This is a genomic window from Pseudomonas sp. SM4 (assembly GCF_051913165.1).
Taxonomy (GTDB): Bacteria; Pseudomonadota; Gammaproteobacteria; order Pseudomonadales; family Pseudomonadaceae; genus Aquipseudomonas.
Window position 1 is genome coordinate 40226 of record NZ_JBODOE010000009.1, and the last position, 16798, is coordinate 57023.

14 protein-coding genes are annotated in these 16798 nt (G+C 60.3%); 5 read left to right on the plus strand and 9 right to left on the minus strand.

Annotated features, from left to right (window positions below; translation table 11 throughout):
• Nucleotides 1-121: 121 nt before the first annotated feature.
• The gene (locus tag ACQ4MY_RS17730; RefSeq protein ID WP_440095988.1) at nt 122-682 is read left to right on the plus strand and encodes a chorismate--pyruvate lyase family protein; all 561 of its coding nucleotides are present in this window, start codon (nt 122-124) and stop codon (nt 680-682) included.
• The gene (gene ubiA, locus ACQ4MY_RS17735) at nt 682-1572 is read left to right on the plus strand and encodes a 4-hydroxybenzoate octaprenyltransferase (protein ID WP_440095989.1); all 891 of its coding nucleotides are present in this window, start codon (nt 682-684) and stop codon (nt 1570-1572) included. Before ACQ4MY_RS17730 ends, ubiA begins: the two co-directional genes overlap by 1 nt.
• Nucleotides 1573-1655: 83 nt before the next feature.
• On the opposite strand, the gene ACQ4MY_RS17740 is transcribed toward ubiA, so the two are convergent.
• Complete coding sequence (locus tag ACQ4MY_RS17740; RefSeq protein ID WP_008078761.1) at nt 1656-2039, minus strand: COG4315 family predicted lipoprotein; 384 nt, start codon at nt 2037-2039, stop codon at nt 1656-1658.
• A 151-nt stretch (nt 2040-2190) separates the two neighbouring features.
• Between ACQ4MY_RS17740 and phoB the strand changes: the two genes are divergently transcribed.
• The 3 genes from phoB (at nt 2191) to ACQ4MY_RS17755 (ending at nt 5758) form a co-directional block, all read left to right on the plus strand.
• Complete coding sequence (phoB, locus tag ACQ4MY_RS17745) at nt 2191-2880, plus strand: phosphate regulon transcriptional regulator PhoB (RefSeq protein ID WP_007896474.1); 690 nt, start codon at nt 2191-2193, stop codon at nt 2878-2880.
• 140 nt (nt 2881-3020) lie between these two features.
• Nucleotides 3021-4307 (plus strand): phosphate regulon sensor histidine kinase PhoR, encoded by a 1287-nt coding sequence (gene phoR / locus ACQ4MY_RS17750; RefSeq protein WP_238552685.1) that lies wholly within the window; start codon nt 3021-3023, stop codon nt 4305-4307.
• A gap of 110 nt (nt 4308-4417) precedes the next feature.
• Complete coding sequence (locus ACQ4MY_RS17755; protein ID WP_008078763.1) at nt 4418-5758, plus strand: hemolysin family protein; 1341 nt, start codon at nt 4418-4420, stop codon at nt 5756-5758.
• A gap of 110 nt (nt 5759-5868) precedes the next feature.
• On the opposite strand, the gene ACQ4MY_RS17760 is transcribed toward ACQ4MY_RS17755, so the two are convergent.
• The 8 genes from ACQ4MY_RS17760 to ACQ4MY_RS17795 all read right to left on the minus strand — a co-directional run bounded on the left by ACQ4MY_RS17760 (nt 5869) and on the right by ACQ4MY_RS17795 (nt 16786).
• The gene (locus tag ACQ4MY_RS17760) at nt 5869-6765 is read right to left on the minus strand and encodes a peptidoglycan DD-metalloendopeptidase family protein (protein WP_440095990.1); all 897 of its coding nucleotides are present in this window, start codon (nt 6763-6765) and stop codon (nt 5869-5871) included.
• Between the two features lie 186 nt (nt 6766-6951).
• On the minus strand, nt 6952-7905 hold the full coding sequence (locus ACQ4MY_RS17765; protein WP_440095991.1) for a response regulator: 954 nt from the start codon (nt 7903-7905) through the stop codon (nt 6952-6954).
• 177 nt (nt 7906-8082) lie between these two features.
• Nucleotides 8083-8844 carry a phosphate signaling complex protein PhoU gene (phoU, locus tag ACQ4MY_RS17770; RefSeq protein ID WP_007954334.1) on the minus strand — a complete coding sequence of 254 codons (762 nt, stop codon included), beginning with the start codon at nt 8842-8844 and terminating at the stop codon, nt 8083-8085.
• A 125-nt stretch (nt 8845-8969) separates the two neighbouring features.
• On the minus strand, nt 8970-9803 hold the full coding sequence (gene pstB, locus ACQ4MY_RS17775) for a phosphate ABC transporter ATP-binding protein PstB (protein ID WP_064116474.1): 834 nt from the start codon (nt 9801-9803) through the stop codon (nt 8970-8972).
• A gap of 184 nt (nt 9804-9987) precedes the next feature.
• The gene (pstA, locus tag ACQ4MY_RS17780) at nt 9988-11658 is read right to left on the minus strand and encodes a phosphate ABC transporter permease PstA (RefSeq protein WP_008078768.1); all 1671 of its coding nucleotides are present in this window, start codon (nt 11656-11658) and stop codon (nt 9988-9990) included.
• A 16-nt stretch (nt 11659-11674) separates the two neighbouring features.
• Complete coding sequence (locus ACQ4MY_RS17785; RefSeq protein ID WP_177323298.1) at nt 11675-13708, minus strand: ABC transporter permease subunit; 2034 nt, start codon at nt 13706-13708, stop codon at nt 11675-11677.
• Nucleotides 13709-14245: 537 nt separating this feature from the next.
• Nucleotides 14246-15247, minus strand: coding sequence for a phosphate ABC transporter substrate-binding protein PstS (locus ACQ4MY_RS17790; protein ID WP_008078772.1), 1002 nt, complete (start codon nt 15245-15247; stop codon nt 14246-14248).
• Nucleotides 15248-15487: 240 nt separating this feature from the next.
• The gene (locus ACQ4MY_RS17795; protein WP_008078773.1) at nt 15488-16786 is read right to left on the minus strand and encodes an MFS transporter; all 1299 of its coding nucleotides are present in this window, start codon (nt 16784-16786) and stop codon (nt 15488-15490) included.
• Nucleotides 16787-16798: the final 12 nt, after the last annotated feature.

Sequence of the window (16798 nt, forward strand, 5' to 3'; positions counted from 1 at the left end):
TTTGTACTGATGGAGCCGGGCAGATGCAAGCCTGTTCGGCGCAACGGCGCCCCGGATCGCTCAATATCGCAGCCTGCCATGGTAAGCTCGCCGCCTCATTTGCGGCCAATAATGACTCATTGTGCAACAGACTAATCCCGCCCCGGCCCCGCTCTGGCTGACTCAAAGCCGACTGACGCCCCTCCCCGATTCGTTGACCCTCGACTGGCTGTTCGACGAAGGCTCGCTGACCCGCCGACTCACACGTTTGTCCAACGATGGCTTCAGCGTGACGCCATTGTTCGAAGGCTGGGACACCCTGCGCGCCGATGAATGTACGGCGCTGGATCTGGCCGAAGGCAGCGAAGGCTGGGTGCGCGAGGTGTATTTGCGTGGCCACGGCGAGGCTTGGGTGTTTGCCCGCAGCGTCGCCTCGCGCGCCGCGTTGCAGGGCGACGGTTTGCACATGGACGAACTCGGCAGTCGCTCGCTGGGCGAATTGCTGTTCAGTGATCAGGCCTTCCAGCGCCGCGCCCTCGAAGTCTGTCACTACCCTGAAGAATGGCTGCCGATCGCCGCGAAAGCGCCTGCACTGTGGGGCCGTCGTTCGCGTTTCGACCGTGGCGCGCTGAGCGTGCTGGTCGCGGAAATCTTCCTGCCGAGCCTGTGGCGCACCGCCCGCGCCCATCCGGAGAATTGCTGATGTATCAGAGCCTGCTCAAGTCCCTGAACCGTTTGAACCCGCGCGCCTGGGATTTCATTCAGCTGACCCGGATGGACAAGCCGATCGGTATTTACCTGCTGCTGTGGCCAACGCTGTGGGCGCTATGGATTGCCGGTAAAGGTTCGCCGTCGCTGGCCAACGTGGTGATTTTCGTCCTCGGCGTGGTGCTGACCCGCGCCGGCGGCTGCGTGATCAACGACTGGGCCGATCGCAAGGTCGACGGCCACGTCAAACGCACCGCGCAACGGCCATTGGCTGCGGGCAGGATCAGTTCGAAAGAAGCGCTGGTGTTTTTCGCGCTGTTGATGGGCGTGAGTTTTTTGCTGGTGCTATGCACCAACGCGCCGACCATTTGGTTGTCGCTGGGCGGTCTGGCGCTGGCCTTCACCTATCCGTTCATGAAGCGCTACACCTATTACCCGCAAGTAGTGCTGGGCGCGGCGTTCTCGTGGGGCATGCCGATGGCGTTCACCGCCGAAACCGGCGAACTGCCGACGGCGGCGTGGTTGCTGTGGATCGCCAACCTGTTGTGGACGGTGGGTTACGACACCTATTACGCGATGACCGACCGCGATGACGATTTGAAGATCGGCGTGAAGTCGACGGCGATTCTGTTTGGTGAAGCGGATCGGGTGATCATCCTCAGTTTGCAGGCGTTGTCGCTGGGCTGCCTGTTGCTGGCGGGATCGAAGTTCGAGCTGGGCGTCTGGTTCCATCTCGGCTTGCTGGTGGCTGCCGGGTGTTATGCATGGGAGTTCTGGTACACCCGCGATCGTGACCGCATGCGCTGCTTCAAAGCCTTTTTGCACAACCACTGGGCCGGGTTGGCGATATTTGTCGGGATCGTGCTGGATTACGCACTGCGCTGACTGAAAAGATCGCAGCCTGCGGCAGCTCCTACAGGGCGTACACATTCCAATGTAGGAGCTGCCGAAGGCTGCGATCTTTTGCGTTACTTGGCTTTGGCGACTTTCCAGGCGCCGTCCATTTTGCCGTCACCGGTCATGTCACCGGCCTTCTTGTCCATCACGAAGGTGTACAGCGGCATGCCTTGGTAGGCCCACTGCATCTTGCCGTCGTCGCGTTTGATGACAGTCCAGTCACCCATCGACTTGTCACCCGCCGTCGCCATCAACGGCGGCCAGTTGGTTGCGCACTTGTCGTTGCACATCGACTTGCCGCCCGAGTCCTTGGCGAAGGTGTACAGGGTCATGCCTTTGTGGTCGGTGTACATGCCGTCCTTCTCCATCGCAGGATCTGCAGCCATCGCAAATCCAGGCAGCGTCAGGGCAGCAGCCATCAGCAGGGCTTTGAAAGAAACAGTCATTTGAGTCATGGAAACCTTCTTTTGTGGTTGTCAGGATTCGGACTTAGAGCTTAGTTCAGGATCACGCGAAACGCCGGGCGACTAAAATACTGTCACACGACTGCAATAATTCCGTTATCTAATGCGGCGCAAGACAGTTAAATGACATGAGGATTAAGGCATGGTTGGCAGGAGCATTCTGATCGTCGACGACGAAGCGCCCATTCGCGAAATGATCGCCGTTGCGTTGGAAATGGCCGGCTATGACTGCCTCGAGGCAGAGAACTCGCAGCAGGCGCACGCCATCATCGTTGACCGCAAGCCGGACCTGATCCTGCTCGACTGGATGCTGCCCGGCACCTCCGGTATCGAGCTGGCCCGCCGCCTCAAGCGTGACGAGCTGACCGGGGACATCCCGATCATCATGCTCACCGCCAAGGGCGAAGAGGACAACAAGATTCAGGGCCTGGAAGTCGGCGCCGACGACTACATCACCAAACCTTTTTCCCCGCGCGAACTGGTTGCACGCCTGAAAGCCGTGCTGCGTCGCGCCGGCCCGACCGATGGCGAAGCGCCAATCGAAGTCGGTGGCCTGCTGCTCGACCCGATCAGCCACCGCGTGACCATCGACGGCAAACCGGCCGAGATGGGCCCGACCGAATACCGTCTGCTGCAATTCTTCATGACCCACCAGGAACGCGCCTACACCCGTGGCCAGTTGCTGGATCAGGTCTGGGGCGGCAACGTCTACGTTGAAGAACGCACCGTCGACGTGCATATCCGCCGCCTGCGCAAGGCCCTCGGCGACGCCTACGAAAATCTGGTACAAACCGTGCGCGGCACCGGCTACCGGTTTTCCACAAAAGCATAAAAAAGCAGCTGCAAGCGTCTAGCTACAAGCGGCAAGTTGAAGCCGATCCGCTTTAGCTTGAAGCTTGTGGCTTGAAACTTGAAGCTGCGGCTAAGGACGCCCCCGTGAATCAAAACTGGCATGGCACCCTGATTCGCCACATGCTGTTGCTGGTCACCGCCTGCCTGGTGATCGGCCTGATCACCGGCTATTACGGCTGGAGCCTGGCGGCAGGTCTGGGCATTTATCTGGGCTGGACGCTCAAGCAATTGCTGCGGCTGCACGAGTGGCTGCGCCAGCATCAACCGGACGAAGCACCGCCCGATGGCTATGGTCTGTGGGGCGAAGTGTTCGACAGCATCTATCACCTGCAACGCCGCGACCAACGCGTGCGCGGGCGTCTGCAAGCGGTGATCGACCGGGTGCAGGAGTCCACTGCCGCGCTGAAAGACGCGGTGATCATGCTCGACAGCGACGGCAACCTGGAATGGTGGAACCGCGCCGCCGAAACCCTGCTCGGTCTGAAGACCCCGCAGGACAGTGGCCAGCCGGTGACCAACCTGGTGCGGCATCCGCGCTTCAAGGAATACTTCGAGCAGGACAGCTACGCCGAGCCGCTGGAAATCCCTTCGCCGACCAATGATCGCGTACGCATTCAGCTGTACCTGACCCGCTACGGCAACAACGAACACCTGATGCTGGTGCGCGACGTCACGCGCATCCATCAGCTGGAACAGATGCGCAAAGACTTCATCGCCAACGTCTCCCACGAATTGCGCACGCCGCTGACGGTGATCTGCGGCTATCTGGAAACCCTGCTCGACAACGTCGAGGAAGTGAACCCGCGCTGGAGCCGCGCCCTGCAGCAGATGCAGCAACAGGGCGGACGCATGCAGACGCTGCTCAACGATTTGTTGCTGCTGGCGAAACTGGAAGCCACTGATTACCCGTCGGACAACCAGCCGGTGCAGGTCGACGCCCTGCTGCAATCGATCAAGGGTGATGCGCAGCAGTTGTCCGGTTCAAAGAATCAGCGCATCAGCCTCGAAGCCGACGCCGGCCTGCTGCTCAAGGGCAGCGAAGCGGAGTTGCGCAGTGCGTTCTCCAATCTGGTGTTCAACGCCGTGAAGTACACCCCGGCCGAGGGCAACATCCGCATTCGCTGGTGGGGCGACGATCAGGGCGCGCACCTCAGCGTGCAGGATTCCGGGATCGGCATCGACAGCAAACACCTGCCGCGCCTGACCGAACGTTTCTACCGCGTCGACTCCAGCCGCAACTCCAACACCGGCGGCACCGGGCTGGGTCTGGCCATCGTCAAACACGTATTGCTGCGCCACCGCGCACGCATGGAGATCAGCAGCGTGCCCGGTCATGGCAGCACCTTCACCTGCCATTTCGCCCCGGCGCAAGTGGCCAGCGCACGGGCGATCAGCGCCGCTGAGTAATGTCGCACTAGGCAATCGCCAGGTCAGCCGCTACATTGGCTGACTTGTGCCTGCCTTTCAGGCGCGACTTTTACCTCTCTTGAATCACACGGAACCCGCAAAACTCCATCATGGACCCTTCCCCTGGCTTGTCCCTCGCAACAATATTCGCCGATTTCGGCATGATCCTTTTTGCTCTGATCCTGGTTTTGCTCAACGGTTTTTTCGTTGCGGCGGAATTCGCCATGGTCAAACTGCGCTCGACCCGGGTCGAGGCCATCGCCGACAAAAACGGCTGGCGCGGGCATATCCTGCGCACCGTACACAGTCAGCTCGATGCGTACCTCTCGGCGTGTCAGCTCGGTATTACCCTCGCCTCCCTTGGCCTGGGTTGGGTCGGTGAGCCGGCCTTTGCGCACATTCTCGAGCCGCTGCTGAGCGCGGTCGGCGTGCAGTCGCCGGAAATCGTCAAAGGCGTGTCGTTCTTCACCGCGTTCTTCATCATTTCGTACCTGCACATCGTCGTCGGCGAGCTGGCCCCGAAATCGTGGGCGATCCGCAAACCCGAGCTGCTGTCGCTGTGGACGGCGGTGCCGCTGTACCTGTTCTACTGGGCGATGTACCCGGCGATCTACCTGCTCAACGCCAGCGCCAACGCGATTCTGCGCATCGCCGGTCAAGGTGAGCCAGGCCCGCACCATGAACACCATTACAGCCGCGAAGAACTGAAATTGATCCTGCACTCCAGCCGTGGCCAGGACCCGAGCGATCAAGGCATGCGTGTTCTGGCGTCGGCGGTGGAAATGGGCGAGCTGGAAGTGGTCGACTGGGCCAACTCCCGCGAAGACCTGATCACGCTGGAATTCAACGCGCCGCTGAAAGAAATCCTCGCGATGTTCCGTCGCCACAAGTTCAGCCGTTATCCGGTGTACGACAGTGAGCGCCAAGAGTTCGTCGGCCTGCTGCACATCAAGGATCTACTGCTGGAACTGGCGGCGCTGGACCATATTCCCGAGTCGTTCAACCTGGCCGAACTGACCCGTCCGCTGGAACGCGTGTCGCGGCATATGCCGCTGTCGCAGTTGCTGGAGCAGTTCCGCAAGGGCGGCTCGCACTTCGCCGTGGTCGAGGAAGCTGATGGCAACATCATCGGCTACCTGACCATGGAAGACGTGCTGGAAGTACTGGTCGGCGACATTCAGGACGAACACCGCAAGGCTGAGCGCGGGATCCTCGCGTATCAGCCGGGCAAGTTGCTGGTGCGTGGCGACACGCCGCTGTTCAAGGTGGAACGCCTGCTGGGCATCGACCTCGACCACATCGAAGCGGAAACCCTCGCCGGGCTGGTCTACGAAACCCTGAAACGGGTGCCGGAAGAGGAAGAAGTGCTGGAAGTCGAAGGCCTGCGGATCATCATCAAGAAGATGAAAGGGCCGAAGATTGTGCTGGCGAAGGTGTTGATGCTCGATTGAGTGCAATGCGGGTGACCGCATTGCCTGCTTAAAAGATCGCAGCCTTCGGCAGCTCCTACAGGGATCGCATTTCCATGTAGGAGCTGCCGAAGGCTGCGATCTTTTGCTTTTTACTGTTTGCCCAACGCAAAGTTGGGCAATGCCCCCAGCGGCTGGTTGAACTGGTAGGGAATCGACACCAGCCCCGCCCCGCTGTTGCGCTGCACCACAAAGTGCAGGTGTGGGCCGCTGCTGTTGCCGGTGTTGCCCGACAGCGCCAACGGACTGCCCACCGTCACCCTCTGCCCTTCGCGCACGCTCACCGAACCTTGCTTGAGGTGCAGGTACACGCCCATCGTGCCGTCGTCGTGCAGCACCCGCACAAAATTGCCGGACGCATCGTTGCCGCGCCCGCTCTGCGAGTTTTCGGTTTTCACCACCACCCCTGCCCGCGCGGCAATGATCGGCGTGCCGACCGGCATGGCGATGTCCATCGCGTATTTGTTCTTCGGCCCGTAGTGGCTGTATTGGCCGTTGGCGCCCTGGCTCAGGCGGAACGGCCCACCGCGCCATGGCAGCGGATAACGATAGCCCTGCGCGGTGCCGGCAGGGTCACCGAGGGAATAGTGAAATTGCGGCGTGTACACCAGCGGCTGCTTGCCGGACACCGCCGTCAGCAACGCCAACCGCGTGTTGCTGCGCGCCGGCAGCACCCGGCGGATGGTTTGCGCCGGTGCACCACGCACGTTGCTCATCCCGGCAAACGCCAGCGCCACCTCGACCGGCGCGTACAGATCGTTGCGCACGAAGACCACGTCGGCGCCTTTCTGCTTTTTGATGTCGAGGTATACCTGACGCTCCAGGCGCTCGACCATCCGGTCCTGAAAGACGAACACCTGCGCGCCTTTGCTCGGCCGGTCACTGTAGGAGACCACGCCGTTGGCATCGGTGGATTTGTAAATGGTCATGGCCACAGCCGAGGTGGAGGCCATGAAGAGACCACAGAGAAACAGCAGGCGCGCGAGCATGGGCAAGAGTCTGTCGAAGTAAGGCCTGGGAGTGAGCCTAGCAGTTGTGACAGACCAGGCTAGTCGACAGATGTTTCAATTTGCCCAGCGCACACAGCAAAAGATCGCAGCCTGCGGCAGCACCTACAGGGAAATGCATTCCCATGTAGGAGCTGCCGCAGGCTGCGATCTTTTCTGGCGCCTCGATTACGCGCCGGGAACGAAGTGCTTCTGCGCCGTGCCGCGAGCGATCAGGCGGGAGATGTAGTCGAGCTTCTGCGCATCCTGGTCGACAAAACGGAAGGTCAGTTGCAGCCAGTCGCTGTCGGCTTTCTGCTCATGCGCGACGATGGCGTGCAGGTAACCGTTGAGGCGGGCGATTTCAGCGTTGTCGCCCTGCTCCAGGTCGAGCACGGCGCTGTCGAGGATCTGCGGCAGGGTGTCGGTGCGTTTGATCACCAGCAGCGCTTCCTTGATGCTCAACGCCTTGATCACGCATTGCTGGGTGCCGCTCGGCAGACGCAGTTGACCCTGACCACGACCACCGGCCGGCGCTTTCGACGCTGCGGGGGCCTGCACCGGTGGGCTGTTGAGCAAACCACGCGACGGCGCTGCAGCTGCTGGCGCAGCGGCAGCCGGTTTGGCAAACGGGTTGACCGCCGCGGCTGCCGGTGCGCCGCCGACCACAGCAGGCTTGCCACCGGTCAACGCGCTCAGCGAATCGTTGCCGAACGCCGAGTTCATCTTGGTCGGCGCGCTGTTCATCAGGGTGTCGAGCTTGCCGACCTTGTTCAGCGCCTGTTTGACCTTGGTCAGCAGTTGCTCGTTGGTGAACGGCTTGCTGACGTAGCCGGAAACGCCGGCCTGAATCGCCTGCACGACGTTTTCCTTGTCGCCACGGCTGGTGACCATGACGAACGGCATGGTCTTGAGATTGTCTTGCTCGCGGCACCAGGTCAGCAGTTCAAGACCGGACATTTCCGGCATTTCCCAGTCGCACAGGACCAGGTCGAACGCCTCTTTGGCCAGCATGGCCTGAGCCTTTTTACCGTTGACGGCGTCCTCGGTGCGGATCCCCGGGAAGTAATTACGCAGGCACTTTTTCACCAGGTCACGAATGAACGAAGCATCGTCCACGACCAACACACTGATCTTGCTCATCCAACACCCCTATTAAAATCCCGGCAAGCATAACGCTGGCTGATGGCACATTGCCAAAACTCTTCAGTCACGCCGGGACTTTTCGTTCGCGGGTGCTGCTTTTTAATTCGATCTGCCTTGTGAAAAGCAGAAACAAAAACGCCCGGCCAAAGGGCCGGGCGCTTTTCTCAGGCAATCTTACTTATCGTCAGCATCGCCCGGAACATTAGCGGTTTCGCCGCTTGTGCCCTCAACTTCTTCCTTCATGCGCTTGAGGCCCATGTGGCGCACGTCAGTGCCGCGCACCAGGTAGATGACCAATTCGGAGATGTTGCGTGCGTGGTCACCGATGCGTTCCAGCGAACGCAGCACCCAGATGATGCTCAAGACCCGCGAGATAGAGCGCGGATCTTCCATCATGTAGGTCGCCAGCTCACGCAGGGCGGTTTTGTATTCGCGGTCGATGATCTTGTCGTACTGCGCCACCGACAACGCCAGATCGGCGTCGAAACGGGCAAATGCGTCCAGCGCATCACGGACCATATTGCGTACCTGGTCGCCAATGTGACGAACCTCGACGTAACCGCGCGGCGCTTCGCCTTCTTCGCACAACTGAATCGCGCGACGGGCAATCTTGGTCGCTTCATCACCGATGCGCTCAAGGTCGATCACCGACTTGGAGATGCTGATGATCAGACGCAAGTCGGACGCCGCCGGCTGACGACGGGCGAGAATGCGCAGGCATTCTTCGTCGATGTTGCGTTCCATCTGGTTGATCTGGTCATCGATCTCGCGCACCTGCTGAGCCAGACCGGAGTCGGCCTCGATCAGCGCGGTCACCGCGTCGTTGACCTGCTTCTCGACCAGCCCGCCCATGGCCAGGAGGTGGCTGCGCACTTCCTCAAGCTCAGCGTTGAACTGCGCAGAGATGTGATGAGTGAGGCCTTCTTTGGAAATCATGCATTCGCTCCGAAAAAGCGTTTAACCAAGAGCTGCAAGCTACAAGCTGCAAGCTGTTATGTGGTGATCCATGCCGCTTCGCTTCTAACTTGCCGCTTGAAGCTTGCCGCTCGCAGCCGCTTCAATCAGCCATAACGACCGGTGATGTAGTCTTCGGTCTGCTTCTTCGCCGGATTGGTGAACAGCGTATCGGTGTCGCCGAATTCCACCAGTTTGCCCATGTACATGAACGCCGTGTAGTCCGAAACCCGCGCAGCCTGCTGCATGTTGTGCGTAACGATGACGATGGTGAACTTGGATTTCAGCTCGTAGATCAGCTCTTCGACTTTCAGCGTCGAGATCGGGTCGAGGGCCGAGCACGGTTCGTCGAGCAGCAGCACTTCCGGCTCAACCGCGATGGTACGGGCGATCACCAGACGTTGTTGCTGACCACCGGAAAGACCGAGTGCCGATTCGTGCAGACGGTCTTTGACTTCGTCCCACAGTGCCGCGCCTTTCAATGCCCACTCGACCGCTTCGTCGAGGATGCGCTTCTTGTTGATGCCCTGAATGCGCAGGCCGTACACGACGTTTTCGTAGATGGTTTTCGGGAACGGGTTGGGCTTCTGGAACACCATGCCGACGCGGCGACGCAGTTCGGCAACGTCTTCGCCCTTACGATAGATGTTGTTGCCGTACAGGTTGATCGCGCCTTCTACGCGGCAGCCGTCAACCAGATCATTCATGCGGTTGAAAGTGCGCAGCAGCGTCGATTTACCGCAGCCGGACGGGCCGATGAACGCGGTCACGCGCTGTTTCGGAATGTTCATGCTGACGTCGAACAGGGCTTGTTTCTCACCGTAGTACAGGCTCAGGCCGGGTACTTCGATGGCCACGGTTTCCTGTTCGAGGTTCAGGCTCTGCTTGTCGCGACCCAGGGCGGACATGTTGATGCCGTGGGTATGTGCTTCGTGCTGCATGGGAGGCTCCCTGTGCTAACAAATTCGGTTCGTTGAACCACTGGCCTTGCCAATGGGTTACAGAAAATCTGTGGCTTGCGCCAATCCTTGTGGGAGCTGGCTTGCCAGCGATGGCATCACCGCGGTGTTACTGGCTGACCGAGTCGCCTGCATCGCTGGCAAGCCAGCTCCCACAGGATTTGTGTTAACTGTCCAAAGCTTTGTATTTTTCGCGCAGGTGGTTGCGGATATACACCGCCGACAGGTTCAACGTGGCGATCACCAGCACCAGCAACAGCGCCGTGGCGTACACCAGCGGACGGGCTGCTTCGACGTTCGGGCTCTGGAAGCCGACGTCATAAATGTGGAAGCCCAGGTGCATAATCTTCTGATCGAGGTGCAGGTACGGGTAGTTGCCGTCCACCGGCAGCGACGGCGCCAGTTTCACCACACCCACCAGCATCAGCGGCGCCACTTCACCGGCGGCGCGAGCCACGGCGAGGATCATGCCGGTCATCATCGCCGGGCTGGCCATCGGGATCACGATCTTCCACAAGGTCTCAGCCTTGGTCGCGCCGAGGGCCAACGAGCCTTCACGCACGGTACGCGGAATACGCGCCAGACCTTCTTCCGTCGCCACGATCACCACCGGCACCGCCAGCAGCGCCAGGGTCAACGAGGCCCAGAGCAAACCCGGTGTACCGAAGGTCGGTGCCGGCAGTGCTTCCGGGAAGAACAAACGGTCGACCGAACCACCGAGCACGTAAACGAAGAAGCCCAGACCGAACACGCCGTAAACGATCGCCGGAACGCCGGCGAGGTTGTTCACCGCGATACGGATGATCCGCGTCAGGGTGTTCTGTTTGGCGTATTCACGCAGGTACACCGCTGCCAGCACGCCGAACGGGGTGACGATCATCGCCATGATCAACGTCATCATCACGGTGCCGAAGATCGCCGGGAAAATCCCGCCTTCGGTGTTCGCTTCACGCGGGTCATCCGAAAGGAATTCCCAGATCTTGCTGAAGTAGAAACCAACCTTGGTGAAGGTGCTCATAGCGTTCGGCTGGTAGGCGTGAACCACTTTGCCCAGACCGATTTCGATCTCTTTGCCGTTAGCATCGCGAGCGGTCAGCGCATCACGGTTGAACTGCGCATGCAGATCGGCCAGACGTGCTTCGATGTCCTGATAACGCGCGTTCAGCTCGGCGCGCTCGGATTCCATGTCCGCTTGCGCGGTGGCGTCGAGCTTGCCTTCCAGTTCCAGTTTGCGACTGTGCAGACGGATGCGTTCCAGCCCTGCGTTGATCGCACCGATGTCGGTTTTTTCCAGCGACTTCAGCTGTGCCGCCAGACCGTTCACACGGTTGATCCGCGCTTGCAGCTCAGGCCAGGCAGCTTCGCCCTCGGCGATGACCTTGCCGTCCTGTTTGACGTTGACCAGGTAGCCGTAGAAATTGCCCCACTCGCGACGTTCGATCGCCATCAACTCCGGCGGCGTGGTCTGGTTGGTCAGCCACTCGCCGACGATCCAGGTGAAGTCGTTGCCGTTCAAATCACGGTTGCCGACCTTGATCAGCTCGCGGGTCATGAATTCCGGGCCAACGTCAGGCACCGGCAAACCGGCGCTCTTCAGACGTGCACGCGGCACTTCTTCTTTCTGTACCACTTCACCGACGACCAGGTGATTGGCCTGGCCCGGAACGTCGTAGTTGGCGTGGATCAAATCCGCCGGCCAGAAGTGACCCAGACCGCGCACGGCAATCACTGCCAACAGGCCAATGGTCATGATGACCGCGATGGACACCGCGCCACCGCTGATCCAGACGCCGGGGGCGCCGCTCTTGAACCATCCTTTCAGGGAGTTCTGTTTCACAGACTTCTACCTTTGCTTAAAGCGACGAGTATTTCTTGCGCAGACGCTGACGAATCAGTTCTGCCAGGGTGTTCATGACGAAGGTGAACAACAGCAGCACCAGCGCCGAGAGGAACAGCACGCGGTAGTGGCTGCCGCCGACTTCCGACTCGGGCATTTCCACCGCGACGTTGGCGGCCAGGGTGCGCAGGCCTTCGAACAGGTTCATTTCCATGACCGGGGTGTTGCCGGTGGCCATCAGTACGATCATGGTTTCGCCGACCGCACGGCCCATGCCGATCATCAGCGCCGAGAAAATCCCCGGGCTGGCGGTCAGGATCACCACGCGGGTCATGGTCTGCCACGGCGTGGCACCGAGGGCCAGCGAGCCGAGAGTCAGGCCGCGCGGCACGCTGAACACGGCGTCTTCAGCAATCGAGTAGATGTTCGGGATCACCGCAAAACCCATGGCCAGACCGACCACCAGAGCGTTGCGCTGGTCGTAGGTGATGCCGAGGTCGTGGGAGATCCACATGCGCATGTCACCGCCGAAGAACCAGTTCTCCATGAATGGACTCATGTACAGCGACAGCCAGCCCACAAACAGGATCACTGGAATCAGCAACGCACTTTCCCAACCGTCCGGGACTTTCAGGCGGATCGATTCAGGCAAGCGACTGAAGGTGAAACCGGCGACCAGAATGCCGATCGGCAACAACATCAGCAGGCTGAAGATGCCCGGCAAGTGCCCTTCTACATACGGCGCGAGAAACAGGCCGGCGAAGAAACCGAGGATCACCGTCGGCATCGCTTCCATCAGCTCGATCACCGGTTTGACCTTGCGGCGCATGCCCGGGGCCATGAAGTACGCGGTGTAGATTGCAGCAGCAACCGCCAGCGGGGCCGCCAGCAGCATCGCGTAGAACGCGGCTTTCAGGGTGCCGAAAGTCAGTGGCGACAGGCTCAGTTTCGGTTCGAAATCGGTGTTGGCCGCGGTCGATTGCCAGACGTATTTAGGCTCGTCGTAGTTCTCGTACCAGACCTTGCTCCACAGCGCGCTCCACGAGACTTCCGGGTGCGGGTTGTCGAGCAGCAGCGGTTGCAGCTTGCCGCCGGCTTCGACGATCACGCGGTTGGCGCGCGGCGACAGACCGAATACACCTTGGCCATCGACCACTTGATCAACCAGCAGCGTGCGGTGCGCGGTGCTGTGGAACACGCCGAGCTTGCCGCTGGCATCCAGCGCGAGGAAGCCTTTGCGACGTTCTTCAGCGGTGATTTCAACGATCGGCGTGGTGCCCATCTGGAAGGTGCGGATCTGCTTCAGGCGCAGCTCGCCGTCGGTGTCGCGGGCCATGAACCACTGGGCCAGACCGCCCTTGGAATCACCGACGATCAGCGAGATGCCACCGACCAGTTGCGTGGTTGCGGTGACTTCGGCGTCAGCGTTTTCCAGCAGTTTGTAGCGACCGTTGAGGCTCTTGTCGCGCAGGCTGAACACATCGGCCTGGGCACGACCGTTGACCACGTACAGCCATTGCTGGCGCGGGTCGACGAAGATGTTTTTCACCGGCTCGGTCATCTGCGGCAGATCGATACGCTTCTGCTCGTTGGTGACTTCGCCGGTCATCATGTTTTCTTCGCTGGACAGCGACAGGACGTTGAGTTGCGAACCGGTCGAGCCGACCAATATCAGGGTGGTGTCGGTGGCATTCAGGCTGACATGCTCAAGCGCACCGCCGGCTTCGTTCAGCGCGATCGGCGTCTCGCCGTACGGGTATTCAATCGCCGGGGTGATGGTTTTCTTGCCATCGGGGTAGCTGACTTTGTAGGTGTGACGGAACACCAGTGCCTGACCGTTGGACAGGCCCACGGCCACCAGCGGTTGGCCCGGCTGGTCTTCACCAATGGAGGTCACGGTGGCACCGGCCGGCACCGGCAGATCGACGCGCTTCAGTTCAGCGCCACTGTCGATATCGAAGAACAGCGCCTGGCCTTTGTCCGACACGCGCATAGCCACCTGATTCTGCTCTTCGAGCGAAATCATCAGCGGCTTGCCAGCGTCCTGCATCCAGGCTGGGGTGATCGAGTCTTTCGCGGTCAGGTCGGCACCCTGGAACAGCGGCGCAACTACGTAGGCGAGAAAGAAGAAGATCAGGGTGATGGCCGCCAGCACCGCGAGACCGCCAACGAGGACGTACCAGCGGGTGAAGCGATCCTTGAGCGCGCGAATGCGGCGCTTGCGTTGCAGCTCAGGCGTATTGAAATCAATGCGCTTGGGAGGGGAAGTCGTAGTCATTGGGGAATTGGCCAGATCATTCATGCGCACACCCTAGCGATCCTGTATGACAGAAAGATGACAATGCAGTGACGCACCAAATCCACCGCCAGCGGGTACTGGAGGAGGATCAAAGAATTCGAAGGTTCGCGGTGTCCGTGGGACCTGTACGGAACCGTTTGAAACCTGTGTAGGCGCTGACGAGGGAACCGAGGCTGCGATCTTTTGATCTTGCAGTCAAAGGCCAGATCAAAAGATCGCAGCCTCGTTTCACTCGACAGCTCCTACAGGGGTTCCGGCAGATCCGGGGGTTAGCCCGGATCTACGGGGTTACTTCTTTGCGACTTCAGCGCCGCCTTCTTGCAGACCGAGGTCAGCCAGTGCTTTTGCAGCAACCTTGGCTGGCAACGGGATGTAGCCGTCTTTCACCACAACTTCCTGGCCCTGTTTCGACAGCACCAGTTTCACGAACTCAGCTTCCAGCGGAGCCAGAGGCTTGTTCGGGGCTTTGTTGACGTACACGTAGAGGAAACGCGACAGCGGGTACTTGCCGTTCAGGGCGTTTTCTTCGGTGTCTTCGATGAAGTCAGTGCCGCCCTTCTTGGCCAGCGCAACGGTTTTCACGCTAGCGGTTTTGTAGCCGATGCCCGAGTAACCGATGCCGTTCAGCGAGGAGCTGATCGACTGCACAACCGACGCCGAACCTGGTTGTTCGTTAACGTTTGGTTTGTAGTCGCCTTTGCACAGGGCTTCTTCTTTGAAGTAGCCGTAGGTGCCCGATACCGAGTTACGACCGAACAGTTGCACTGGCTTGTTGGCCAGGTCGCCGGTCACGCCCAGGTCGCCCCAGGTTTTCACGTCGGCTTTGGCGCCGCACAGACGGGTCGACGAGAAGATTGCGTCAACCTGTTCCATGGTCAGGTGCTGGATCGGGTTGTCCTTGTGCACGAACACGGCCAGGGCATCCACGGCAACCGGGATAGCGGTTGGCTTGTAACCGTACTTCTGCTCGAAGGCAGCCAGTTCGGTGTCCTTCATCTTGCGGCTCATCGGGCCCAGGTTGGAGGTGCCTTCAGTCAGCGCAGGTGGCGCAGTGGCGGAGCCAGCGGCCTGAATCTGGATGTTTACGTTCGGGTATTCTTTTTTGTAGTTCTCAGCCCAGAGGGTCATGAGGTTGGCCAGGGTATCGGAGCCGACGCTGGACAGGTTGCCCGACACACCAGTGGTCTTGGTGTAGCTCGGGATAGCAGGGTCAACAGCGGCGAACGCGTTGGCAGTCGCAACGCCAGCAGCGACAAAAGTCATTGCCGCCATCAAACGCTTCAGTTTCATGCCTTACTCCTAGCAGATAGGGTGTGTTAAGTCGGGGCCAAGTATCAGCAGGCCGTGTGAACACTCTATGGCTGAAATATGACAATTGGATGAAAGGCCAGCATGTCGCGACAGATCGTTCCCACGCTCTGCGTGGGAACGCCGCCATGGACGCTCTGCGTCCGCATTTGAGAGGTGACGCGGAGCGTCACGGGATGCATTCCCACGCGGAGCGTGGGAACGATCAGTGCAAAGTCTGGATCAGCGCCCCTTCTTCCAGAGCCACGCCCCCACCAGCATCCCCATCGCGCACAGCACCGCCACATAGTAGGCCGGCCCCATCGCGCTTTCTTTCAGCAACAGACTCACCACCATCGGCGTCAACCCACCAAAGATCGCGTAAGCCACGTTGTACGAGAACGACAACCCGCTGAAGCGCACCACCGGCGGAAACGCTTTGACCATCACATACGGCACCGCACCGATGGTGCCGACCAGGAAACCGGTCAGCGCGTACAGCGGGAACAGCCAGTTCGGGTGCGCGGCGAGGCTGTGATAGAAGGTCCACGAGCTGATCAGCAAGCCCAGGCAACCGAACACAAACACCCGACCGGCACCGAAGCGGTCCGCCAGCGCACCGGAAATGATGCAGCCGATGCTCAGGAACACGATCGCCAGACTGTTCGATTGCAGCGATTGCGTCGGCGTGAAGTGATAGACCGTTTGCAGCACGGTCGGGGTCATCAGGATCACCACAACGATGCCAGCAGAGAGCAACCAGGTCAGCAGCATCGAAATCGCAATCGCGCCGCGATGATCACGCAGCACCGCCCGCAGCGGCACTTCTTCAGCCAGGGCTTTACGCTGTTGCAGCTCGGCGAACACCGGCGTCTCATGCAGCCAGCGACGCAGATAGACCGAGAACAGACCAAATACGCCGCCGAGCAGGAAAGGGATCCGCCATGCGTAATCGGACACTTCGGCAGGCGTATAAATGCTGTTGATCGCGGTTGCGACCAGCGAGCCGAGCAGGATGCCGGCGGTCAGGCCGCTGGTGAGTGTGCCGCAGGCGTAACCCATGTGTTTTTGCGGCACGTGTTCGGAAACGAAGACCCACGCGCCCGGCACTTCCCCGCCAATCGCCGCGCCCTGAATCACGCGCATCACCAGCAGCAGGATCGGCGCCCACATGCCGATCTGTGCGTAAGTCGGCAGCAGCCCCATGATCAGGGTCGGCACGGCCATCATGAAAATGCTCAGGGTGAACATCTTCTTGCGCCCCAGCAGGTCGCCGAAGTGCGCCATGACGATGCCGCCCAGCGGCCGCGCGAGGTAGCCGGCGGCGAAGATGCCGAAGGTCTGCATCAGGCGCAGCCACTCGGGCATGTCGGCGGGGAAGAACAGCTTGCCGACCACGGTGGCGAAAAAAACGAAGATGATGAAATCGTAGAATTCCAGCGCACCGCCGAGGGCGGACAGCGACAGAGTCTTGTAGTCATTGCGGGTCAACGGTCGTGCGGGTTGCTCGGGCTGCGCGAGGCTCGAAGGCGCTGTGGTCATGGCAAGGGCTTC